This window comes from Actinoplanes sp. NPDC021490 (assembly GCF_055562135.1).
Genome location: NZ_JBVHFW010000001.1, coordinates 71915 through 93796, shown reverse-complemented (window position 1 = coordinate 93796; position 21882 = coordinate 71915). Strand labels below are relative to the sequence as shown.

Annotated in this window: 20 protein-coding genes; 11 read left to right on the top strand and 9 right to left on the bottom strand. The window is 70.7% G+C overall.

Annotated elements, in window-relative coordinates:
* Nucleotides 1–434: 434 nt before the first annotated feature.
* The 3 genes from ACZ3I4_RS00440 to ACZ3I4_RS00430 all read left to right on the top strand — a co-directional run bounded on the left by ACZ3I4_RS00440 (nucleotide 435) and on the right by ACZ3I4_RS00430 (nucleotide 5079).
* Nucleotides 435–3518 carry a DEAD/DEAH box helicase gene (locus tag ACZ3I4_RS00440; protein ID WP_465379683.1) on the top strand — a complete coding sequence of 1028 codons (3084 nt, stop codon included), beginning with the start codon at nucleotides 435–437 and terminating at the stop codon, nucleotides 3516–3518.
* Nucleotide 3519: 1 nt separating this feature from the next.
* Nucleotides 3520–4350 carry an SWIM zinc finger family protein gene (locus tag ACZ3I4_RS00435; protein ID WP_465379682.1) on the top strand — a complete coding sequence of 277 codons (831 nt, stop codon included), beginning with the start codon at nucleotides 3520–3522 and terminating at the stop codon, nucleotides 4348–4350.
* Nucleotides 4351–4614: 264 nt separating this feature from the next.
* Complete coding sequence (locus ACZ3I4_RS00430; RefSeq protein ID WP_465379681.1) at nucleotides 4615–5079, top strand: cytidine deaminase family protein; 465 nt, start codon at nucleotides 4615–4617, stop codon at nucleotides 5077–5079.
* On the opposite strand, the gene ACZ3I4_RS00425 is transcribed toward ACZ3I4_RS00430, so the two are convergent.
* Entirely contained in the window at nucleotides 5040–5690 is a 651-nt protein-coding gene (locus ACZ3I4_RS00425) for a Type 1 glutamine amidotransferase-like domain-containing protein (RefSeq protein WP_465379680.1), read from the bottom strand. The two genes, ACZ3I4_RS00430 and ACZ3I4_RS00425, sit on opposite strands and share 40 nt — an antisense overlap.
* A gap of 98 nt (nucleotides 5691–5788) precedes the next feature.
* Entirely contained in the window at nucleotides 5789–7375 is a 1587-nt protein-coding gene (locus tag ACZ3I4_RS00420) for a beta-1,3-glucanase family protein (protein WP_465379679.1), read from the bottom strand.
* 166 nt (nucleotides 7376–7541) lie between these two features.
* On the opposite strand from ACZ3I4_RS00420, the gene ACZ3I4_RS00415 reads away from it, so the two are divergent.
* Nucleotides 7542–8501 carry an aldo/keto reductase gene (locus ACZ3I4_RS00415; RefSeq protein ID WP_465379678.1) on the top strand — a complete coding sequence of 320 codons (960 nt, stop codon included), beginning with the start codon at nucleotides 7542–7544 and terminating at the stop codon, nucleotides 8499–8501.
* On the opposite strand, the gene ACZ3I4_RS00410 is transcribed toward ACZ3I4_RS00415, so the two are convergent.
* Complete coding sequence (locus tag ACZ3I4_RS00410) at nucleotides 8502–9275, bottom strand: SDR family NAD(P)-dependent oxidoreductase (RefSeq protein WP_465379677.1); 774 nt, start codon at nucleotides 9273–9275, stop codon at nucleotides 8502–8504.
* Between the two features lie 125 nt (nucleotides 9276–9400).
* On the opposite strand from ACZ3I4_RS00410, the gene ACZ3I4_RS00405 reads away from it, so the two are divergent.
* Nucleotides 9401–10279 (top strand): AraC family transcriptional regulator, encoded by an 879-nt coding sequence (locus tag ACZ3I4_RS00405; protein WP_465379676.1) that lies wholly within the window; start codon nucleotides 9401–9403, stop codon nucleotides 10277–10279.
* Here ACZ3I4_RS00405 and ACZ3I4_RS00400 read toward each other — a convergent pair.
* The 5 genes from ACZ3I4_RS00400 to ACZ3I4_RS00380 form a co-directional block, all read right to left on the bottom strand.
* Nucleotides 10268–11083 carry a class I SAM-dependent methyltransferase gene (locus ACZ3I4_RS00400; RefSeq protein WP_465379675.1) on the bottom strand — a complete coding sequence of 272 codons (816 nt, stop codon included), beginning with the start codon at nucleotides 11081–11083 and terminating at the stop codon, nucleotides 10268–10270. The genes ACZ3I4_RS00405 and ACZ3I4_RS00400 overlap by 12 nt on opposite strands.
* 129 nt (nucleotides 11084–11212) lie before the next feature.
* Nucleotides 11213–12682, bottom strand: a complete 1470-nt coding sequence (locus ACZ3I4_RS00395; RefSeq protein WP_465379674.1) for an LPXTG cell wall anchor domain-containing protein — start codon at nucleotides 12680–12682, stop codon at nucleotides 11213–11215.
* A gap of 65 nt (nucleotides 12683–12747) precedes the next feature.
* Nucleotides 12748–13599 (bottom strand): menaquinone biosynthetic enzyme MqnA/MqnD family protein, encoded by an 852-nt coding sequence (locus tag ACZ3I4_RS00390; RefSeq protein ID WP_465379673.1) that lies wholly within the window; start codon nucleotides 13597–13599, stop codon nucleotides 12748–12750.
* Nucleotides 13596–14816 (bottom strand): MFS transporter, encoded by a 1221-nt coding sequence (locus tag ACZ3I4_RS00385; protein ID WP_465379672.1) that lies wholly within the window; start codon nucleotides 14814–14816, stop codon nucleotides 13596–13598. The genes ACZ3I4_RS00390 and ACZ3I4_RS00385 overlap by 4 nt, the downstream gene beginning before the upstream one ends.
* Nucleotides 14817–14865: 49 nt before the next feature.
* The gene (locus ACZ3I4_RS00380; RefSeq protein ID WP_465379671.1) at nucleotides 14866–15459 is read right to left on the bottom strand and encodes a helix-turn-helix domain-containing protein; all 594 of its coding nucleotides are present in this window, start codon (nucleotides 15457–15459) and stop codon (nucleotides 14866–14868) included.
* 191 nt (nucleotides 15460–15650) lie between these two features.
* On the opposite strand from ACZ3I4_RS00380, the gene ACZ3I4_RS00375 reads away from it, so the two are divergent.
* The 6 genes from ACZ3I4_RS00375 to ACZ3I4_RS00350 all read left to right on the top strand — a co-directional run bounded on the left by ACZ3I4_RS00375 (nucleotide 15651) and on the right by ACZ3I4_RS00350 (nucleotide 21102).
* Entirely contained in the window at nucleotides 15651–17645 is a 1995-nt protein-coding gene (locus tag ACZ3I4_RS00375; RefSeq protein WP_465379670.1) for a HelD family protein, read from the top strand.
* Between the two features lie 66 nt (nucleotides 17646–17711).
* On the top strand, nucleotides 17712–18344 hold the full coding sequence (locus tag ACZ3I4_RS00370; RefSeq protein WP_465379669.1) for a transporter: 633 nt from the start codon (nucleotides 17712–17714) through the stop codon (nucleotides 18342–18344).
* Nucleotides 18341–18655, top strand: a complete 315-nt coding sequence (locus tag ACZ3I4_RS00365; protein ID WP_465379668.1) for a winged helix-turn-helix domain-containing protein — start codon at nucleotides 18341–18343, stop codon at nucleotides 18653–18655. Before ACZ3I4_RS00370 ends, ACZ3I4_RS00365 begins: the two co-directional genes overlap by 4 nt.
* 10 nt (nucleotides 18656–18665) lie before the next feature.
* Nucleotides 18666–19550 (top strand): ABC transporter ATP-binding protein, encoded by an 885-nt coding sequence (locus ACZ3I4_RS00360; protein ID WP_465379667.1) that lies wholly within the window; start codon nucleotides 18666–18668, stop codon nucleotides 19548–19550.
* 11 nt (nucleotides 19551–19561) lie between these two features.
* Nucleotides 19562–20302 (top strand): ABC transporter permease, encoded by a 741-nt coding sequence (locus tag ACZ3I4_RS00355; protein ID WP_465379666.1) that lies wholly within the window; start codon nucleotides 19562–19564, stop codon nucleotides 20300–20302.
* 50 nt (nucleotides 20303–20352) lie between these two features.
* Nucleotides 20353–21102 (top strand): VOC family protein, encoded by a 750-nt coding sequence (locus tag ACZ3I4_RS00350; RefSeq protein WP_465379665.1) that lies wholly within the window; start codon nucleotides 20353–20355, stop codon nucleotides 21100–21102.
* On the opposite strand, the gene ACZ3I4_RS00345 is transcribed toward ACZ3I4_RS00350, so the two are convergent.
* Nucleotides 21099–21875: an ABC transporter ATP-binding protein gene (locus ACZ3I4_RS00345; protein WP_465379664.1), complete on the bottom strand. Its 777-nt coding sequence runs from the start codon at nucleotides 21873–21875 to the stop codon at nucleotides 21099–21101. The genes ACZ3I4_RS00350 and ACZ3I4_RS00345 overlap by 4 nt on opposite strands.
* Nucleotides 21876–21882 lie beyond the last annotated feature (7 nt).

The window sequence follows — 21882 nt, the reverse complement described above, 5'->3', positions numbered from 1 at the left end:
CCGGGCTTGATCCGTCCTCTAGCTTTCGCCGGCCGCCGCCCCAACGCTGGAGGCTTCCCATCAAGCTGTCACCGCATTCCCTGAGCCGTTCCGGTCGTCGCCGCCGCCCTTGGGGCGCGTCACCCTGGGAAAACCTGCCCGAGACCGGGTTCTCTCCCAAGACCACGGCGACCCTCGTACGGCTTCTCAACGTTCTGGCGGTCCGCGGTCTGCGACGGCGCAGTCCCCGGCTGTCACCCCTGTCCGCCGACCGGCCACCCCGCTCACCGGCTGCGGTCGCGCCTCCGGCCCGGCCCTCCGATCGGCCGGCCTCGCGCCTGACGGCGAGGTCCCTGGCGCTCGGCAATCCCGTTCCTGTCGAGTGGCCGTCGGGTGGCGAGTCGTTTCGGCGGGCCGGGGTCGTTAGTCTCGATGCGTTCTTTCAGGGGGTGGGTGTGCTCGTCGTGCATGGCGGCTGGGTGCCGGGCACGGACCGGCCAGGACAGCTCGCGCTCTGGGCCGAAGATCCGGATCTTCCGTCGACCACCCGTTCCCGGGCGCAGGCTCGGCCGCATCCGTTCGCGGCCGGCGCCGAGGCGCTGCTCACGGAGTTGACCGAGACGTCGGACGACGTCCGCGACGGGCTGGGCAAGGCCGTCGCCGGGTCGCTGACCCTGCGGCTGCCGAGTTCGGCCCGCGGACCGCTCCCCTCCCCCGACACCGGCATCGAGTCGCCCACCCGCGGCGTCCGGCTGGCCGAGTGGTCGGTGCCGGTGCTGCTGCTGCCGGGTGACGCGGCGCTGAACGCCCTGGCCGCCCTGTCCGACCCCGATCCGGCCGGTTCGTGGCTGGCGGGCTCGTCGTTGCGCTATCTCGGCGTGCTGGCCGGCCACGCATGCGACCTGGCTCGCCGGGGCCGCATGCTGCCTCAGCTGGTCACCGAGTCCGGCGTGGCCGCCGCCCGTTGGCGCCCGGTCGTCACCGGCGCCGACGCCGCCACCTATCGCGACTTCGCCACCGCCATGCCCGCCGCCGTCCGGGCCGCCGTCCCACCCACCGCCGCGACCGCCGACGGCTTCGGAGTGGCCGTCACTCTTCGCGACGCGCTGGCCTCGCTGCTGGACGGGGCGGCGCGGGCCGTCATGCCCGAACGGATCCTGCTCGGGCATCGCGCCGGCCCCAAGGGACCCCTTCCGGACCGGTGGATCGCGGCCCTGACCACGGCCGACCCCGCGCTGCCCGGGGCCAAGCCGGCCGAGGAACGGGAGCTCCGCAAGGCGCTGGACGAGTGGCTCCGGGCCGCGCACGAGGCCAACGGCCCGATCCGGGTGAGTTTTCGGCTCAGCGAGCCCGAGGTCGGCGCCGACACGTGGGGGCTGGAGTTCGCTCTCCAGTCGGCCGAGGATCCGAGTCTCTATCTACCGGCGGCCGACGTGTGGACCGGCGGACGGATCCCGGGGCTCCCGGCCCGGCCCGACGAGACCCTGCTGGCCGGGCTCGGGCGGGCGGTGCGGTTGTTCCCGCTGCTGCATCTCGCCCTTCAGGATCAGGAGCCCGCCGGCCTCGAGATCAACACCGGCGAGGCCCACGAGTTCCTGCGCCAGGCCGCCCCGCTGCTGCAGGCGGCCGGGTTCGGCGTGCAGCTGCCGGCCTGGGCCGGGCGCAAGGGCGTCGGGCTCAAGCTGACCACCCGGTCGAAGTCCCGCGGCACCGCGACGCGGGCGGTGGCCGATTCCGGGTTCGGGCTCGACGACCTGGTCGACTTCAAGCTCGATCTGGTGATCGGCGACGGCGTGGTGACCGCCGAGGAGCTGGCCGAGCTGGCCCGGCTCAAGGTGCCGCTGGTGCGGGTGCGGGGGCAGTGGGTCGAACTCGACGACCGCCAGCTGAAGGCCGCCCTCAAGGCCGTCGGCAAGCGGCGCGAGGGCGAGCTCACCGCGGGCGAGGTGCTGCAGCAGGTCATGGACGGCGGCGAGGAAGACCTACCGCTGGTCGACGTCGACGCCGACGGGATGCTGGGCGACCTGCTCTCCGGTCAGGCCGCCGAAGGTCTCGCCCCGGTTCCCACGCCGGCGAACTTCCAGGGCGCCCTCCGGCCATATCAGGAACGCGGCCTCTCCTGGCTGCACTTCCTCTCCCGGCTCGGCCTCGGCGGCATCCTGGCCGACGACATGGGTCTCGGTAAGACGGCGCAGACGCTGTCACTGTTGCTGGCCGAGCGGGCCTCGGATCCGGACGGCACGGCCGCACCGGGTTCGCCTGTCGCGCCGACGCTACTTATCTGTCCTATGTCTCTGGTCAGCAACTGGCAGAAGGAGGCCGCGCGGTTCGCGCCCAGCCTGCGGGTCTACGTGCATCACGGCGGGACGCGGCAGCGCGGCGACGACTTCGATGCCGCCGTCGGCCAAGCCGATCTGGTGCTGACCACCTACGGCACGGCGGTTCGCGACATCGAGGCACTGCGCAGCGTCCATTGGGGACGCGTCGCGTGCGACGAGGCGCAGGCCATCAAGAACAGCGGCACCCGGCAGGCTCAGGCCGTGCGTTCGGTACCGGCGCGCACCCGCCTCGCCCTCACCGGCACGCCTGTCGAGAATCATCTGGCCGAGCTGTGGTCCATCATGGACTTCTGCAACCCCGGTCTGCTCGGACCGGTCAAGCGGTTCCGCCGGCGCTTCCAGGAGCCCATCGAGGTCCGGCAGGACGAGGATGCCGCCGCTGCGCTGAAGCGGGCGACCGGGCCGTTCGTGCTGCGCCGCCTCAAGACCGACAAGACGATCATCTCGGACCTGCCCGAGAAGAACGAGATGAAGGTCTGGTGCACGCTCACGCCCGAGCAGGGCACGCTCTATCAGGCCGTCGTCGAGGACATGATGGAGGCCATCTCGGGCAGCGAGGGCATCCAGCGGCGCGGCAACGTGCTGGCCGCGATGACCAAGCTCAAGCAGGTCTGCAATCACCCCACCCACCTGCTCAAGGACGGTTCGCGGCTGCCCGGGCGCTCGGGCAAGCTGGCCCGTCTCGAGGAACTGGCCGAGGAGATCATCGAGGACGGCGACAAGGCTCTGATCTTCACTCAGTACGCGGAGTGGGGCTCGCTGTTGCAGCCCTATCTCGCCGCCCATCTCGATCGTCCGGTGCTGTGGCTCCACGGTGGACTTTCCAAGGTGAAACGCGACGAGATGGTCGAGCGGTTCCAGACCGACGACGAACCGATGCTCTTCCTGCTGTCGCTCAAGGCGGCCGGCACGGGTCTCAACCTGACCGCCGCCAACCACGTGGTCCACTTTGACCGGTGGTGGAATCCGGCGGTCGAGGATCAGGCCACCGACCGGGCGTTCCGTATTGGACAGTCGCGCAATGTGCAGGTGCGCAAGTTCATCTGCACGGGGACGCTGGAGGAAAAGATCGACGGGATGATCGAGCGCAAGAAGGCGCTGGCCTCGTCGGTCGTCGGCACCGGCGAAGAGTGGATCACCGACCTGAGTACAGATCAACTGCGCGAGCTGTTCGCGCTCGACCCGGCGGCGGTGCGCTGACATGCCTGTGGATCCCGAGGGCCGGTTCTTCGAGTCCGGGCGGCCGATCGAGGTCGAGGGCGGCATCGCCGTCCGCGCGAAACGCGGCAAGATCGGCGACAGCTGGTGGTCGCGCCGGTTCGTCGACGTGCTCGAGCAGATCTGTGACGGTGGCCGGCTGGCGCGGGGACGGACGTACGCGCGCAAGGGGCAGGTGATGGACTTCGCGCTGACCGCGGGCCGGGTGACCGGTCGGGTGCAGGGTTCGCGCCCCCAGCCGTACGAGGTCACGATCGACATCGCGGCGTTCGAAGAGACACAGTGGACCGAGTTGACCGAAGCGCTCGGATCCCAGGCCCTGTACCGCGCGGCGCTGCTGGCGGGCGAGATGCCGCACGAGATCGTCGACCTGTTCGCCGCGCACGAGGCGCCGCTCTTCCCCGACCGGCTCGACATCCGATGCAGCTGTCCTGATTGGAGCGTGCCCTGCAAGCACGGGTCGGCGGTGCTCTACGTGCTGGCCGAGGCCTTCGACGACGACCCGTTCCTGGTGCTGGCCTGGCGCGGGCGGCCCCGCGAGGCCCTGCTCGACGCGTTGCGCGGCACTCCGGAACCCACCCCGCCGGTCGATCCGCTCGCCGTCGAAGAGTCCCCTTTGGAGGACCATCTCGCTGACTTCTACACGCCCGCGATCAGCCTGAGTCGCCTGCGCGAACGGCCGTCCCGCATCACGGCTCCGCCCGAGTTGCTGCTGCGTGCGCTCGACGCCCCGCAGATCCGCGTGCGGCACATCCCGCTGGTCGACTTGTTACGTCCGGCCTACCGAGACCTGGCCGGCCCACCAGACAGCTGACGGCAGGATTGCACCGGACCGTCGGCAGCGGGCTCCGGGTAGCAAGCCTCGGGCAGCGGGCCTCGGCGGGCACGTGTCGGGCAGCGGCCGTCGGCGATGGTGCATGGAGTCCCGCGTCGGTCGCTGACGGACACGTCGTAGCCAGGCAGGAGGGCGGGCAGGAGGCGTTGGCGCAGCAGGCGGCAGCCGCCGGGCAGCAGCCGCGGCGCAGCGGGCGGGCGGCGGCGAGCAGCGATCGGCGAGCGGCGGCCTACGATCTTTGGCGTGGCTATTCCGATGCGTGAGCTGACCGCGGATGACCTGGAACTCGTGGAGTTTGCTCGGCGGATCGTCGATGCCAACACCGACGGCGAGACGGGCGTGCACACCATGGGCGCGGCCGTGCGGGGCGTCGACGGGCAGATGTACGGCGGCATCAACATCTACCACTTCCTGGGTGGGCCGTGTGCTGAGCTGGTGGCGCTGGGGAATGCGCGGGCCTCGGGCGGGCGGGAGTTCTCGACCATCGTCGCGGTGGGGAATTGCGATCGTGGGCCGGTCGGGCCGTGTGGGCGGGATCGGCAGATTCTGTTCGACTACCACCCGGGCATTCGCGTGATTCTGCCGACCGAGCACGGTGTTCGCAGTGTCGCCATTACCGACCTGCTGCCGCTGGCCGCTCGCTGGGACGCCGACTCGGGGACTCAGGCCTACGATCCGGCGCTGTTCAGCGACCACAGTGGCCAGTGATCGCCTGCCGCGTACGTTGTGCTCGCGCCGGGTGTGAAGACGTGGACCGGTGAGGGCCCGGCATTTCTGGCCATAGCGCCGTCGACGATCACGCCGGCGGTCTCGGGGATGGCCAGCACCGCGACGTCGTGGTCGTTGGCCCAGCGCGCGGCCGTCTTCTCCTGGTCGGCGGTGAAGTGCGGATAGACGACGTGGCCGGACAGCAGGTCGGCGCCCGCGGTGTCGGTCAGCCCGAGGTGGTTCGCGTCGAGAATGCCGGCGATGTCGATGTCGGCGCCGAGCAGGATGGCGCCCGCGCTGCCGCCGTAGATGTGGCCGCCCCGCTCCACGAACGGACGCAACGCGGGCAGCATGGGACGCACGGCCGCCAGCAGCTCGTACGTGTTGCCGCCCGGAACAACGAGAACATCACCGAGGTCCGGGGCGTCCGCGAAGTCGATGACGAAACGGCCGCGCGGCGCGAGCGCCTGCCGGAACCACCGCTCGACCCGCGGCCACTCGGTGCTCGGCATCGCGTAGGGCCAGACCACGAGCCGGCGGCCCTCGACGAAAACCTCGTCCCACAGCCGGGCCTCGTCGGATTCGCTGCCGCCGCCCCCGAGGAAGATCATGCGGCCAATCTGACATCCGCGGGGCAGTGGGGGCAACCAGAATGACGGCCCCACCGCGAGTCGCAGTGGGGTCGTCCAACGCCGTCAGCTGAAGCTTGTCAGCCCTTGCGCCATTTCTGGTTGGACGCGCCCAGGCAGTCCCACAGGTGCAGGCGGGCACCGTCGGCCGAGTTCACGTCCTTGATGTCGACACACCGGTTGGCCTGCGGGTTGACCAGGTCACCGGCCCCGCTCAGCACGAACTGCTGGGCGGCCGTTCCGTTGCAGGTGTAGAGCTGGATCGGCGAGCCGTTGGCGGTGCCGGCCGCCTGCACGTCCATGCATTTGCCGCCGGCCTGCAGGGTGCCGCCCGTGAAGTTCCACTTCTGCGCGGCCGAGTTGTTGCAGGTCCACATCTGCAGCGGCGCGCTGTCGGCGAAGTCCGCGTTCGGCACGTCGATGCACTTGTTGTTGAGCGAGCTGATCACCGAGACGCCCGTCGGCTGCGGGTTGGAGCCGCCGCCACCGGTGAACGGGGTCAGGTGGATGCCGGCCGAACGCGGGTCACCGTCGTGCACGAGCGACTCGAACGCGCCGACGTCGTCGAAGGCGAACGCGTACGCCTTGCCGTCCTGCATGTTCGCGTGGACCACCTTGGCGTACACGTTGGTCGGGTTGTTCTTGTAGAAGTCGGCCGCGTTCGTGCTGGGCTGCGTGTCGATCGTGCCGAGCGTGCCCCGGTTGAGCGCGGCGCAGAGCGTACGGGAAATCGGGCCGACAACCTGGTCGTTGGGGGCGGGCAGATCGCCGTCGCAGCCCCACACCGACGCCGACGACGGCCGGTTGAACGACGCCACCTGCGCGCCCGACGAGTTCGTGAACCGCATGACGTTGCCCGATGTACGCCCGGTGTAGCGCGTGTTGGGCTGGTCGCCGAACGGCACAACGGTCAAGTTCTTGCTGGTGTATGCGTTCCACGCCGACGCGATGTACGAGTCGAGGTACGTGGTGCTCATCAGCCCGGCGCCGGCCGCCTTGCCCGGCGCGAGCACCCGCAGCACGGTCCCGTCCGCGCGGGAGTAGACGGTGCTTCCCAGGCCCGCGTTGCGAACGCCGTTGATGATGTTGTCGCGCCCGTTGGCGACCAGGTCACCCGTACGCCTGGACGCGCCGTTGGCCCCGGTCACCGAGACCGCGTGCGGCACCGCGAACATGTCGACCTGCGAGCTGTTGAGCCACAGACCCGAGTCGTTGTAGGTGAACTCGCTCCAGTCGAACAGGATGTCGCGGTTGGCGTCGCCGCCGGCCCACGGCGCGGGCTGCACCAGGCCGTCCGGGGTGAGGAAGAACTTGAGCTTCTGGCCCAGCGAGAAGTAGACGCGTCCGGAGAAGCCGCGCGGGAACTGGATCGTCGTCGAGCCGCCGTTACCGGCCGCGTTGATCGCGACGTCGGGCGCGGGGGCGGGCGGGTTGGCGCCACCGGTCCACGGGCTGAAGGTGCCGGCCTGGTTGACGTACCCGAGACGGCCGGACGACAGCTGGATGCCGATGACGTACAGGTAGACCGCGTCACCGCGACCGGTGTTGTTGGAGACGGTGACGGGCAGCAGGTTCGGGCCGATGGCCTGGGCCGCCGGTGGGGACACCGCGGCCGCGACCGGAATGGTCAGGGCCAGAGCCGTTAAGACTCGGAGGACGGTACGCACGGGGACACCTTCCGCTTCAGGGGGAACGGGCTGAGCTTCTGGCGGATGGGGGAAGAGAGCGCTCTCAGAAAAGAGTCCTTTTTGTTTCGGACCTGTGTCAATAGACGACTGCCGATGGGTGCCGTCCCGGGCAAACGTCGGCACGAACGGGCATAGGGTCGTGCTCATGAGTGACATGAGCTACCGCCGGCTGGGCACCTCGGGCCTGGCCGTCTCGGTCGTCGGCATCGGGTGCAACAACTTCGGACGCAAGCTCGACGCCGACGGCACCCGCGCGGTCGTCGACGCCGCGATCGGCGCCGGGATCACGCTGTTCGACACGGCCGACCGGTACGGCGAGCCGGCCGGCGAATCCGAGCGGTGCCTGGGCGCTGCGCTCAAGGGGCGCCGCGACGAGGTCGTGCTGGCGACCAAGTTCGGGCTGGACGTGGGCCGGCTCAACGGCAACGACTTCGGCGCCCGCGGGTCGCGCCGCTACATCGTGCGCGCGGTCGAGTCCTCGCTGCGGCGGCTCGAGACCGACTACATCGACCTCTACCAGATGCACGAGCCCGACCCGCAGACGCCGATCGACGAGACCCTGGCCGCCCTCGACGACCTCGTACGCTCGGGCAAGGTGCGCTACCTGGGCAACTCCAACTTCGCCGGCTGGCAGATCGCGGACGCCGACTGGACCGCCCGGGCCGGCGGCCTGACCCCGTTCATCAGCGCGCAGAACCAATACAGCCTGCTGCACCGGGAGGTCGAGCAGGAGGTCGTGCCCGCCTGCGAGCATTTCGGGCTGGGGCTGCTGCCGTTCTTCCCGCTCGACTCGGGGCTGCTCAGCGGCAAGTACAGCCGCAATGAGAAGCCGGCCGAGGGCACCCGGTTGTCGCTGCCGCGCTATCAGCGCTGGGTCGACGGCGCCGACTGGGACACGATCGAAGCGCTGACAGCGTTCGGCGCCGAGCGGGGGCACAGCCTGCTCGACGTGGCGATCGCCGGACTGGCCGCGCGTCCCGCCGTGACCAGCGTCATCGCCGGCGCCACGACCGCCGAGCAGGTGCACGCGAACGCCGCCGCCGGCGCCTGGGAACTGACGGCCGACGACGTCGCGGCGCTGGAGAAGGTGCTGGACAAAGCATGATCAGAGGCCGAAGCCGCCGGACACCTCGACGTTCTGGGCGGTGATCCACCGGCTGTCGTCACCGAGCAGCGCGGCGATGGCGACACCGATGTCGTCGGGCTCGCCGAGCCGGCCCAGCGCGGTCTGCTCGGCGAGCATCGGGATCACTTCCGGGTACGCCTCGAAGCCCACCACACCGTCGGCATCGGCGAGCCGGGTGCGCGTCGGGCCGGGCGACACCGCGTTGACCCGGATCCGCCGACCGGCGAGTTCCTTGGCCAGCACCCGGGTCCACACGTTGAGCCCGCCCTTCATCGCCGCGTAGGCCGTGTAGCCGACGTCGGCCGACCCGGTCGGCAGCGCCGAGTTGCTGCTCACGTTGACGATCGCCCCGCCGTCGGCGAGCAGCGGCAACAGCGTCTGGGTGAGGAAGTACGGGCCCTTGAGCAGCACCCGCAGGAACCGGTCGAACAGCTCCTCGGTCATGTCTTCGAACATCGCCATGCCGCCGAACCCGGCGCTGTTGACCAGATAGTCGAAGGTGTCCCTCTGCCACGTGTCGCGCAGCGCGGCCACCACCTGCTCGCGGAACGCCGGGAACTCCTCGGTGCGCCCGACATCGAGCCGGAAAGCGAGCGCCCGTCCACCCTCGCGCTCGACCGCGGCCACGGTGTCCTTGGCCCCCGCCGCGTTGCCGCTGTAGGTGACGATCACGCCGACGCCCCGCCGCCCCAGCTCGACCGCCGCCGCCTGCCCGATCCCCGAGCTGCCCCCGACCACAATTCCGACTCGCATAATCCGACCCTTCTTCCCGTACGCCGTGAAGTTCCTCCTTCAATGTCACCAGTTGGAGGTCGTACGGAGTAGAACGAGGCTCGTCACTACTTGCCCATTCCTCTCAGCGCCGATTGAATGGGGTCGTGTCACTCGACGAACTGCGAGGCCTGCTGGACCGTCATGCCCGGGGCGATGCGGCCACGGCCATCGACGGCGTGCTGATCGGCCGGGCCACCCGGGCGTACGAGAACAGCGCCTCGATGTCGGGAACCGTGCTCGCTCTGATCGCGCAGGGCGCCAAGACCCTGGCGCTCGGGGATCGCGTCTTCGAATATCGGGCCGGGCAATACCTGGTGGCCTCGGTCGACGTGCCGGTCACCGGCTATTACACCGAGGCGCCGGCCCTTGGGTTCGGGCTGCTGCTCGACCCGGCCGAGATCGCGGAACTGCTGCTCCAGGCGCCCGCCGGTTCCCTGCCCCCGGCGTCCGGCGCGCCCTCGGCCGTCGCCGTCAGTGACGCACCGGCCGAACTCGTCGACGCCGCCGTCCGCATGCTGCGCCTGCTCGAGACACCGCGCGACATTCCGGTGCTGGCCCCGCTGATCCGGCGCGAGATCCTGTGGCGGCTGATCATCGGCGAGCAGGGGGCGACCGTACGGCATCTGGGTCTCGCCGACAGCAGTCTCGCCCACGTGGCCCGGGCCGTGCAGTGGATCCGCGAGCACTACCGCGAGGCGTTCCGGGTCGAGGACGTGGCGCGGCTGGCCGGCATGAGCGTGTCCGCTTTCTACCGCAACTTCCAGGCGGTCACGGCGATGAGCCCGATCCAGTTCCAGAAGCAGATCCGCCTGCAGGAGGCCCGCCTGATGCTGGCCACCCGCCCGCACGACGTCACCGGGGTCGGCCACCGGGTCGGCTACGACAGCCCGTCCCAGTTCAGCCGGGAATACCGCCGCCAGTTCGGCCGGCCCCCGAGCCGGGACGTGGCCCACCTGCGCGCCGCACCTTTGTCAGTGCCGTAACCCGGACGCCAGTAACGCCGAGGCGGGGAGCGCGAGCATCCCGTCGTCCGTCCGATAGGGAGCCGTGACTTGCTCGAACGCGGCCCGCACCTCGGGTACGACGGATCGCGGCTGGTGATCGAGGATCAGTCCGGCGGTGCTCAGCCCGGCCGCGGGTCCGGCCCACCAGTCGTCCGGGTCGATACGCAGCGTCCACGACACCGTCTCGCACGTGACCGCGCTCAGGCCCGCGCTTTCGAGCAGGGCGGACAGTCCGGCTTCCGTACGGGGAAAGTCTTTGGCCGCCTCGAGCCGGGGCAACGACGAGGGCCGTTCCGCGCCCGCCGCGTCGAAGATCTCGCTCCACAGCCGCTGGGCCGTCGGCGCCGGGGACGGCCACAGAGTCACCGCGACCCGGCCGCCGGGGCGGGTCACGCGGGCCATCTCGGAGACCGCGGCCCCCGGGTTGCCCACATGGTTGATCACGAAGTTGCCCACGGCCGCGTCGAAGGCCCGGGCCGGGAACGGCAGCACCGGAAGGGTGGCGAGCACCGTGGCCCCGGGCGGAAGCCGGGTCGCGGCCAGTTCCAACATCGACGGCTCGGCATCGACAGCCAGAACCGACGCGCCCCGCGACGACGCGATGGCGGCCACCGTGCCCGTGCCGGTGCCGACATCCAGCAGGTGGTGCCCCTTGTCGACACCCGCGGCATCGAGCAGGGCCTCGGCCGGGTGCGCGCAGAGCCGGGCAAAGCTGCGCTCATAGGCGAGGGCACGCCCGGACCAGCGGGCCCGCTCGTGACCGTCGAATTCGGGACTCTTCATGATCCGTCGGACCCTAGCAAGCACGAGCAAGCGACAAACCGGACGACAAGAACAGTCAGGGCCGTCCCGAGCAGCCCGGGACGGCCCTGATCGGCGACTGTCGCGCGGCGACGTCGCGTACGTCTGCGTCTAAAGCGTCGTCACCACGCGCCGCCGGCGGAAGACGAAGGCTGCCACCGCGCCCGCGATGAGCAGGACCGCGCCGCCCAGGGCGACCCACCCGGCGGGTGCGCCGGTGACCGGAAGGCCGCCACCCTGCCCGCCCGAGGAGGACGCGAGGACGATCGTGGCCTTGTCGTTGGCGCCGTTGGTGTCCTGCACGCCGCCGTCGACCACGACCGAGCCCTGGCCGCTGCCGGTGACCGTTCCGGTGAAGGCGAACTTGATGGTCTCGCCGACCTTCGCGCCGTATTCGGGGAAGCAGATGTAGTCGAGGCCGTCGACGGTTCCGGCGGTTTCAAAGTCCCATTCGGTGGCGTCGGTGCCGGGCACGCAGTCGCCGTCGACTTCGGACAGTTTGAGGCTCGCCGGCACGGAGACCCGGACGTTCGGGTACCAGGTGAAGTCGTCGCTGCCGGGGATGAGGGTCGTCGGGCCCTTGTTCTGCATGCCGACCACGACGGTCAGGTCGTCGCCCTCGGCCGCCTCGACGGAGGCGCCCAGCGCGGCGATGTCGGCGACCGACTTGCCGACCGCGACGCCGAAGTAGGCGCTGTTGTCGTCCTCATTGATGTCCTCGGGCGCGTCGCCGTCGGTGATGCCCGAGGTCTTGCGGAGCGCGTCGAGGGTCAGAACCTTGCCGGACTTCTTCTTGGCCAGCAGCGAGGCGTCGGAGTCGTTGACGCCGATGGCCAGAACGGCGCCGGCGTACGTGTAGGGGCCGCCCGCGTCCTTGTCCAGCTTGATCGCGAGCGGGGTCGCGGCCGGCACCTCGAAGGTGGCGCCCGGCTCGAACGTCTCGTCGAACTTGCAGATGACGCCGTTGCCGAGGTCCTCGTCCTCGCCGAGCTCGTTGAGGTTGAGGCAGTTGCGGAAGTCGCCCAGCGCGGTCAGGCCTTCCTCACCGAGCACCACCAGACCGACCGAGTCGACCGCTTCGGTGCCGCTGTTGTGCAACACAACCGGCAGTTTGGCCGACTGGCCGCGGCTCAGCTTGAGGTCGTCGATCGGTTCGATCTCGAGGTCGACGCCGCCTTCGGAGCGCACGACGGCCACCTCGGTCTGGAAGGTGCCGGTCGAGACCTCGAAGGTGGAGGCCAGCTTGTCGCCGGTCACGCCGATCTTGAGAGTGAGGGTCTTGCGGGCGCCGGGCGCGAGGTCGCCCACCTTGCAGGAGGTGGCGTCGCAGTTCTCCGGCAGGGTGAGGGCGAGAGACTTGTCGATGTCGCCGAAGGTGACAACCACGTTCTTGGCCGGGGTGGACGCTGCATTGATCACTTCGGCCCGGACCGTCTTGGTCTGGCCGGCGATCACGGCCACCTGCTCGGGCAGGATCACGCCGACAAGTGGCTCTTCGGACGCGGGCGCGGCCTGAGCGGGCGCGGCCAGGCCGGCGAGAGCAACGGCCGCAAGCGCGGCCGGGAGGGCGAGTCGGCGCATCAAATCCCCGTTTCCAATGAACCTGCTGAGAGGTTCCGGGAGCGTAGGACCTGCACGCGCGAAGATCAAACTTCGGCGAAAAGCGGTCCTTCGGCGGGCAACGGGGGCACCTCCCCGCGAGCCGCCGCACGCCGGGCGAATTCCCGCACACCGGCGATCTGGCGCTCGCCCAGCGAGAAGTCGAGCGCGCGGAAGTAGGTGGCCAGGGTGTCGGCGTCGAACGGTTCCCAGCGGGCAGCCGCGGCGGCGACCTCGTCGAGTTCGCCCAGGCACAGGTCGCGGGAGCGCTGGAACGCCTCGTGCACGTCCTTGACCACGCCGGGGTGGGCGGCGGCGAAGTCCTTGCGGACGGCCCAGACGGCGAAGACCATCGGCAGGCCCGTCCAGTCGCGCCAGGCCTGGCCCAGGTCGGTGACCTCCAGGCCCAGGCGGGGCGCCTCGTACATGGCGCGCAGGGCCGGGTCGCCGATCAGCACGGCGGCGTCGGCCTCGATGAGCATCTGGGTGAGCTCGGGCGGGCAGCGGAAATACTCGGGTTCGGCGCCGTACTGCTCGGCCAGCAGCATCTGGGCGAGCAGCACACCGGTACGCGACGTGGAGCCGAGCGCCACCGGCCGCCCGTCGAGCTCGGCCAGCGGCCGGGTCGAGATCAGGTTGACGCTGAGCACCGGGCCGTCGCTGCCGACCGCGAGGTTGGGCAGCAGGAGCAGCTCGTCGGCGTGGCGCAGGTATTCGACCAGCGTGATCGGGCCGATGTCGAGGTCACCGGCGACGAGCCGGGCGCTGAGCCGGTCGGGGGTGTCCTTGCGCAGATCGACGTCGAGCAGGGCGCCGGACCGCATCAGACCCCAATAGATCGGGAGGCAGTTGAGGAACTGAATGTGCCCGACCCGGGGCCGACCGGCGCTGTCGCTCATGCTGCGACGCTATCCCGCGGCGGCAGCGGTCCGCTCGTGAGCGGATCCGAAGGTGGCTCATGTCGCACCAGCGGCAGGCTGACCAGGGTCATGATCAGGCCGAACGCGCCGGCCACGGCCATCAGCAGCCGCGGGTCGGTCACTTCGACCAGCGGGCCGGCCACGAGCAGGCCCATCATGCCGGACCCCTGGACCGCGGCGTTGAGGGCGGCGAAGGCCCGGCCCCGGGCGGCCGACGGGGTGCGACCGGCCACGATGACCATGGTGAAGACGTTGATGCCGCCGTTGCACACGCCGCCGAGAATCCAGAGCGGGATCAGCCAGTACGGCCCGGGGACGGTCGAGCCGAGCAGCAGCGGCAGGCACGAGCCGGCCACTACCAGCAGCACCGCGGGCACGGTTATCCGACGGGGCGGGACCCGGCTGAAGACGACGTTGCCGAGCAGCATGCCGACGGTCCACGACGCGGCCACGAAGCCGAACAGCGTGGTCGAGGCGCCGAGCGTGTCCCGGATGAAGAACACCTCGACGACCTGCACCATGCTGACGCCGGCCACGGTGGCGGCCAGCACGCCGATCAGGATGGTGAGGGTGCGGTCGTCGCGCAGCCGCCATGGCGTGAGCGGCGCTTTTCTGTCTTTCAGACCTTTTCGGCGCGTACGCAGGCAGAGCGCGGCCGCGACGAGCGCCAGGTAACTCGCCGCATCGATGAGGAGCGGCAACCGGGCGCCGGACCGGCCCACGAGGATGCCGGCCAGCGCGGGCGCGACCAGCATGCCGATGTTCCCGGCGGTCTGGCTCAGCCCGCTCGCCTTGGCCAGATCCTCCCGGCGGGCGATCTCGGGCAGCAGGGCCGCCGTGACCGGCTGGGTGAAGGCGAGACCGCAGGCCAGCAGCGCGACCAGGCCGACGATCGCGACCGGATGGCCGGTGAACGCAAGGGCCAGGCAGACCCCGGCCTGCAGCAGCGGCACCAGGGTCAGGATCGTCCGGCTGTCGGCGCGGTCGGCGAGCCGCCCGGTGAGCGGCGCGAGCAGGGCCAGCGGCAGGCTCGCCGCGAGCATCAGCCCCGAGACGGCCAGGCCGCCGTGGCCACTCTGCTGCAGCACGAGCGCCAGCGTCGTGGCGGCCAGGAAGTCGCCGCAGACCGACACGGCCCGCGACCCGGCCACGACGTAGACGTCGCGCCAGCACGTCACAGCAGATGTGAAGGACATACTTCGAAAGTAATCCTTCACATCTGCTCAGCGCCAGAGCGCCCGCGTGTCAGGTTTCCGGCGAGTCGTCCGGGAAGGCCATGAAGTTGACCTGGACCCGCCGGGCCCGCGGGGGCGGATCCTCCTGACGCCGGCGCATTCGGTACGGCTCCACGAGGGCGTGCACCTTCTCGTTCAGCTCGCGCAGCTCATCGGCGGTGAGCAGCAACTGATGGCTGGCCAGCGTCGCCGTCTCGCGCCACTCCTCCGGCTCGCCCGAGGCCCGGGCGATGAACTGCCGGGCCCGTTCCATGTCGCGATGGAGAAACACGTCGACCAGCGCCGACCGGGCCGAAACCGTCTCCAGATCGTCCGCGTCGGCGTCGATGCGCAGCCCCGTGCCGGTGCTCCGCCAGACCCGCTCGCGCCCGTCCCCCCGGCTCGCCGCCTGCTCCACCAGCCCATACTTGGCCAGCTCGCGAAGGTGATAGCTGGTCGCGCTGGGCGACAGCCCGACCAGGTCGGCACACTCGGTCGCCGTCACCACGGCCCCCGAACTGTTCAGGTATTCCACGATCGCGATCCGGGCCGGATGAGCCAGCGCCCGCATGACTTGTGGATCCGTGATCCGAACCCCACCACCGCGCTCACGCTCATCCGTCATGCGCTCATTCTTCCAACGACGGGCGGGCGCCGTAATTCGGTGGAGGTGGGAGTGGGGGCGGCGTAACGTGGACGGCCGCTTGACGGCCGTGGTGAGCATGCACCGCAGCGGACGTCCCTTCGCGCCGACGGGCGACGTGCAGCCCCTCGGAAACGCGAGCAGATGAGGTAACACCTGCCTGAGGATGCACCGTGCCCGCATTCGACCTGGACACCGAACTCACCGCCGAACGACACCACCTCGCCCAGTCGCGCGCCGCGCTGGCCCGCATGCGGGGCCGGGCCGAGGCCCTGTTCTCCACCGGCGACAAGGTCGCCGGTGACGCGTACACCGCCGAGCAGCTCGGCCGGCACATGGCCCGCCGGGTCAAGGAGCTGGCCGACGATCCGACCACCCCGCTGTTCTTCGGCCGCCTCGACATCGAGGAGGCGGCCTACCACGTGGGTCGCCGGCACGTCACCGACGACGCCGGCGAGCCGATGGTGCTCGACTGGCGCGCGCCGCTCTCCCGCTCCTTCTATCGGGCCAGCGTGCGCGACCCGCAGGGCGTCGCCACCCGCCGCCGGTTCGGGTTCGTCAAGGGCGAGCTGACCAGCTTCGAGGACGAGCACCTGGACCGCGGCGAGGAGCTGGGCACCAAGAGCCGCATCCTGACCGCCGAGATCGAGCGTCCGCGCGTCGGGCCGATGCGCGACATCGTGGCCACGATTCAGCCCGAGCAGGACGAACTGGTGCGGGCCGAGCTGGGCGATTCGATCTGCGTGCAGGGCGCCCCCGGAACCGGTAAGACCGCCGTCGGCCTGCACCGGGCCGCCTATCTGCTCTATCTGCACCGGGAACGGCTGCGGCGCTCGGGCGTGCTGATCGTCGGGCCGAACACGGCCTTCCTGTCCTACATCTCGGCCGTGCTGCCCGCCCTGGGCGAGGTCGAGGTGCAGCAGGCCACGGTGGACGAGCTGGTCGGTCGGGCGCCGGCGCGGGCGGTCGACTCGCCGGCCGCGGCGCTGGTCAAGAACGATGTGCGGATGGCCGAGGTGCTGCACAAGGCACTGTGGCGCAAGCTGGCCAAGCCCACCGATCCGATCATGGTCTCGGACGGGTCGTACCGGTGGCGCATCGACGCCGAACCCCTGCGGCGCATCGTCGACGAGGCGCGGCGTGAGGGCCTCCCGTACGCGGTGGGGCGGGACCGCGTACGGGCGCGTGTGGTCGGTCTGTTGCAGCGGCAGTCCGAATATCGCACCGGGAACTCGCCGGGTGAAGGCTGGCTGCGCAAGATGAGCAAGGTCGCGCCGGTCACCGGGTTCCTCGAGGCGTCCTGGCCCGCGGTCACGCCCGAGCAGCTGGTGGCCGAGGTGCTGACCGACCCGCCCGAGGGCGTGCTGACCGACGAGGAGCGGGCGGCGATCCGCTGGGTCAGGCCGCCCAAGTCAGTGAAGTCGGCCAAGTTCAGCCTGGCCGATCTGCTGCTGATCGACGAGGCGGCGGGGCTGCTCGAGCGCGAGACGAGTTTCGGGCACGTGGTGGTCGACGAGGCGCAGGACCTCTCGCCCATGCAGGCCCGCGCGATCGCCCGGCGCAGCGAGCACGGGTCGATCACCGTGCTGGGCGACCTGGCCCAGGCCACCGCGCCGTGGGCCGCGGCCGAGTGGGGGGTAACGCTGGGCCACCTGGGCAAGCCGGAGGCGTCGGTGGTGCCGCTGACCGTCGGGTTCCGCGTGCCCGCCTCGGTGGTCGAGCTGGCCAACCGCCTGCTGCCGGCGCTCGGCGTCGACGTGCCCGAGGCGGTGTCGCTGCGCCGCGACGGTGACCTGGTGATCGTGCCGGTGGCCGACCCGTCCGATCTGGACGCGGCGACTCTGGCCGAGGTGACCGCCGCCCTGGCCCACGAGGGTTCGGTGGCGGTGATCGCGGCCGACGCGGCGGTCGAGCGGCTGCGCGAGCACCTGACCGCGGCGGGCATCGAGCACGCGACGGCCGACGACGTCGACTCCGAGGCGCGGGTCACGGTGGTGCCGGCCACGCTGGTCAAGGGCCTCGAGTACGACCATGTGGTCGTCCACGAGCCGGCCGACATCGTCGCCGCCGAGGCCCGGGGGCTGAACCGGCTCTATGTCGTGCTGACCCGCGCGGTGTCGCGGCTGTCGGTCGTGCACGCGAAACCTCTGCCGGGACCGCTCGCCTGACCCCTACGACCCCTAATCTACTTTACGACACAAACCTCTTTGACTTTGTGCGGTAAAGTTCTTTGCATGACCCCGATCGACGACGACGCTCCCCCGCTCGACCCGGCCGAGTCCCTCGCGCTGATCGAGCGGGAGCGGCACAACGTGGGCCGCGATCTCGCCCCCGACCCGCGCTTGATGTATTGGCCGTGGGGCGTGGCCTGGCTCGTCAGCTTCACGCTGTTCTTCCTGCGGTTCGGCCCCGACGGCCGGGTCTTCGTCGACCTGCCCGCGTGGCTCCCGCTGGCCGCCATCGCCCTGCTGATGATCTCGGCGGGCATCCTCACCGGCATCGCCGGCAGCCGGGTCAGCCGGCGCATCTCCGGCCCCAGCACCCGCCAGGGGATCATGTACGGCGTCAGCTGGTCGATCGCCTTCACCGGCTTCTCGATCCTCTTCGCGCAGTTCAGCGACGTGCTGCCGGAGGACAAGGCCGGCCTGCTGTGGGCGGGCGGCATGGTCGCGCTGACCGGCGCGCTGCACATGGCCGGCGGCGCGGTGTGGAACGACCGTGAGCTGTTCATCCTGGGCGCCTGGACCAGCGCGATCAACATCATCGGCATCCTGGTCGGTCCCGGCTGGCACTCGCTGATCGTCGCCGTGGCCGGGGGCGGCGGCATGATCGCGGCCGGTCTCATCGGCTGGTTGCGGCTGCGATGAGCGACAAGAGCGAACCCCTGGTCACCGAGCTCGACCCGGTGATCCACGCCCAGGCCCGCCTGCGCGTCGTCTCGGCGCTCTCGGTCTTACGCGAGGACGACCGCATCACCTTCCCCCAGCTGCAGGAATCGCTGCGGATGACGGCCGGCAACCTCTCGGTCCACCTGCGCAAGCTCGAGGACGCCGAGTACGTCGAGGTCACCAAGACCCACCAGGGCCGCACCCCGGCCACCCTGGTCCGGCTCACCCGCCGCGGCCGGCTCGCCTTCGACGACTACACCGCGGCGCTGCGTGCGCTGCTCAACCCCTGAGGAGCAAGTCGTGATCCTGGCCCGCGCCACCGACGTCACCCACCGCTACGGCGACAAGGTCGCCCTCGACGGCGTCTCGTTCGAGGTGGAGTCCGGCGAGCTGGTCGGCCTGCTCGGCCCGAACGGCGCCGGCAAGAGCACCCTGGTCAACCTGCTGATCGGCATCCGGCGGCCCACCTCGGGCCAGGTCGAGCTGCTCGGCGGCGACCCCCGGCTGCCGCGCAGCCGGCGCCACCTCGGCGTCACTCCACAGGAGACCGGCCTGCCCGCCTCGCTGCGCGTCGGTGAGGTCGTCGACTTCGTCTCCGCCCACTACGACGATCCGCTGCCCAAGGGCGAGCTGCTCGACCGGTTCGGGCTGACCGACCTCGTACGCCGGCAGACCGGTGGCCTGTCCGGCGGGGAGAAGCGCCGGGTCGCCGTCGCGCTCGCGTTCGTCGGCCGCCCCCACATCGTGTTCCTCGACGAGCCCACCACCGGTCTCGACGTGCAGGCCCGCCGGTTCCTGTGGGACGGCATCCGCGCCTTCCAGGCCGACGGCGGCACGGTCGTGCTGACCAGCCATTACCTGGAGGAGATCGAGGCTCTGGCCCGGCGGGTGGTGGTGATCGGGGGTGGCCGGGTGCTGGCCGACGACACGCTCGGCGCGGTACGCGGCCTGGTCGCCGTCCACCGGGTCAGCCTCAGCCTGACCGGGTCGATGCCCGACCTGGCCGGCATCGCGAGCTCCGAGCGCGACGGCGACCGGCTGCACCTGCTGACCACCGACGCCGACCGTCTGGTGCGCGACCTGGTCGCGTACGAGGTCCCCTTCAAGGATCTGGAGGTGCGCCCGACCTCGCTCGAGGAGGCGTTCCTGACCATCACCGAAGACCGCGCGCCCGCTGCCGCCTGAAAGGGCTTCCGATGACCTCCCTCGCGATCACCCACGCCCGTTTCCAGCTGCTCGAGACCGTCCGCATCCCGATCGCCCTGTTCGGCAGCGCCTTCTTCCCGGCCGCGGCGATGCTCGCCTTCGTGGTGCCGTTCGTCGGGAGCAACGCCGAGTACGCCACCGCCGCGACCGCCTCGATGATCACGTTCTCGGTGATGTCGACAAACCTCTTCCAGCACGGCGTGGGCGTCTCGGAGGACCGGGCGCAGCCCTGGGATCCGTACATGCGCACCCTGCCCGCCGGGGCCGGGCCCCGCTTCGCCGGACGCATCCTGGCCGGGCTCTGCATGATGTTCCTCTCGCTGATCCCGGTCGTTCTCATCGCCGCGTTCCTGACCGAGGCCACGCTGACCCCGGTGGCCTTCGCAGTCACGACGGGCACCGTGGTCGTCATCGCGGTCCCGTTCATCCTGATGGGACTGGCGATCGGTTACTCCATGCCGCAGAAGGCCGCGATCGTCGTCGCCCAGCTGCTGTTCTTCCCACTGGCCTTCCTGGGCGGGCTGATGACCGGGCCGGGAATGGCGCCCGGCATCGTCGAGGACATCGCGCCCTACCTGCCGACCGGTGGCGCGGCCCGGCTCATGTGGGCCGCGGTCAGCGATTTCCCGTACGACCTCAGCTCGATCGTCGCCCTGGCCGGCTGGACCATTGCCCTAGGTTGGGTGGCTGTGTGGGCCTATCGACGGGATGAGGGTCGGCGGTTCAGCTAGAACAACGACACTTAAGCCCGTCCAAAGGTGCGCGGTGCGACGATGCGGCGATGACTCCATCGACTCCCGGATCACCTGCCTGGGTCGATCTCGGTACCGCCGACCCGGCCGACGCGGAAAGGTTCTACACCGCGCTGTTCGGGTGGACCTCGGACGTGGCGGGCGACTACATCACCTTCCTGCTGAACGGGCGTCCGGTGGCCGGGGCCGGCCCGCTGTACGGGGTCGGCCAGCCCACCGCCTGGAGCACGTACATCGGCACCGACGACGCCGACGGGGTCGCGGCCCGGGTGGCCGCGGCCGACGGCAAGGTGCTGGTCCCCCCGTTCGACGTGCAGGACCAGGGCCGGATGGCCGCCTTCCTCGACCCGGGCGGCGCGCCGTTCAGCGTGTGGGAGCCGGGCACGATGCGCGGCGCGGAGCTGTTCGACGTGCCCGGCGCGCTCACCTGGAACGAGCTGAACACCCGCGACCTGGACGGCTCGACGGCCTTCTACCAGGCGGTGTTCGGCTGGAAGTTCCGCAACAGCTCGATGTCCGGCATCCCGTACCTGGTGGCCAAGGTGCACGACACCCCGGTCTGCGGCATCCAGCCGATGCTTCCCGACGAGTGGCACGACGACGTCGGTCCGCACTGGACGGTCTACTTCGCGGTGCAGGACTGCGACGCCGCCACCGATCGCGCCCTGTCGCTGGGCGGCGCGATGGTGCGTCCCCCGACAACCCTTCCGATCGGCCGGTACGCCGTGCTGGCCGACGCGCAGGGCGGCTGGTTCGCCGTGCTCGCCGGCAACCGCTAGCGCCTTACGGGCACCACCAGCGGGCCGTGCTCGCCCTCGATGATGCGCACGCACACCCGGTAGTGCTTGGCCAGGTTGTCCTCCGTCAGCACCGCACGGGCCGTTCCGGCCGCGACCACGGCGCCCTCGGCCAGCAGCACCATGCGGTCGGCATATTCGCCCGCGACCGAGAGGTCGTGCATGGTGGCCAGCACGGTCAGGCCGCGTTCGGCCCGCAGCCGGTCGATCAGCTCGAGCACCTCCTGCTGGTGCCCGATGTCGAGCGCGCTGGTCGGCTCGTCGAGCAGCAGGATGCCCGCGCCCTGGGCGAGCGCGCGGGCCAGGAACACGCGCTGCCGTTCGCCGCCCGACAGCGTCTCGAGCCGGCGCCCGGCGAACTGCGCGACGTCGAGCGCTCCCAGCACTTCCTCGACGGCGGCGAGGTCGGTAGCGGATTCCCGGCCGAGCGGAGCGATGTACGGCGTCCGGCCGAGCAGCACGTAGTCGAGAACGCGCATCCCGGGCGGGACCGTGGGCGTCTGGTTGACCATGGCGATCGTCTTGGCCCGCTCCCGGCGGTGCAGCGTGTCGATCGGCCGGTCGTTGAGCTCGACGCGGCCGGTGAAGGGCAGCAGCCCACCGATCGCGCGCAACGCCGTCGACTTGCCCGCGCCGTTGGGCCCGATCACCATGACCCACTCGCCCCGGGCCACGTCCAGGTCCACACCGTCGACGATCAAGTTCCCGTCCAGGCGTACGCGCAGATCCTGGGCCCGGACAGCCAGGTCGCTCACGTCGCCC

What these genes read in the sequence shown, in the direction of transcription:
- ACZ3I4_RS00435 (WP_465379682.1), top strand. Translation starts at nt 3,520, where the DNA reads ATGCCTGTGGATCCCGAGGGCCGGTTCTTCGAGTCCGGGCGGCCGATC.
- ACZ3I4_RS00385 (WP_465379672.1), bottom strand. Translation starts at nt 14,816, where the DNA reads ATGTCCTTCACATCTGCTGTGACGTGCTGGCGCGACGTCTACGTCGTG.
- ACZ3I4_RS00355 (WP_465379666.1), top strand. Translation starts at nt 19,562, where the DNA reads ATGACCTCCCTCGCGATCACCCACGCCCGTTTCCAGCTGCTCGAGACC.
- ACZ3I4_RS00350 (WP_465379665.1), top strand. Translation starts at nt 20,353, where the DNA reads ATGACTCCATCGACTCCCGGATCACCTGCCTGGGTCGATCTCGGTACC.
- ACZ3I4_RS00400 (WP_465379675.1), bottom strand. Translation starts at nt 11,083, where the DNA reads ATGAAGAGTCCCGAATTCGACGGTCACGAGCGGGCCCGCTGGTCCGGG.
- ACZ3I4_RS00390 (WP_465379673.1), bottom strand. Translation starts at nt 13,599, where the DNA reads ATGAGCGACAGCGCCGGTCGGCCCCGGGTCGGGCACATTCAGTTCCTC.
- ACZ3I4_RS00425 (WP_465379680.1), bottom strand. Translation starts at nt 5,690, where the DNA reads ATGATCTTCCTCGGGGGCGGCGGCAGCGAATCCGACGAGGCCCGGCTG.
- ACZ3I4_RS00415 (WP_465379678.1), top strand. Translation starts at nt 7,542, where the DNA reads ATGAGTGACATGAGCTACCGCCGGCTGGGCACCTCGGGCCTGGCCGTC.
- ACZ3I4_RS00370 (WP_465379669.1), top strand. Translation starts at nt 17,712, where the DNA reads ATGACCCCGATCGACGACGACGCTCCCCCGCTCGACCCGGCCGAGTCC.
- ACZ3I4_RS00380 (WP_465379671.1), bottom strand. Translation starts at nt 15,459, where the DNA reads ATGACGGATGAGCGTGAGCGCGGTGGTGGGGTTCGGATCACGGATCCA.
- ACZ3I4_RS00410 (WP_465379677.1), bottom strand. Translation starts at nt 9,275, where the DNA reads ATGCGAGTCGGAATTGTGGTCGGGGGCAGCTCGGGGATCGGGCAGGCG.
- ACZ3I4_RS00395 (WP_465379674.1), bottom strand. Translation starts at nt 12,682, where the DNA reads ATGCGCCGACTCGCCCTCCCGGCCGCGCTTGCGGCCGTTGCTCTCGCC.
- ACZ3I4_RS00365 (WP_465379668.1), top strand. Translation starts at nt 18,341, where the DNA reads ATGAGCGACAAGAGCGAACCCCTGGTCACCGAGCTCGACCCGGTGATC.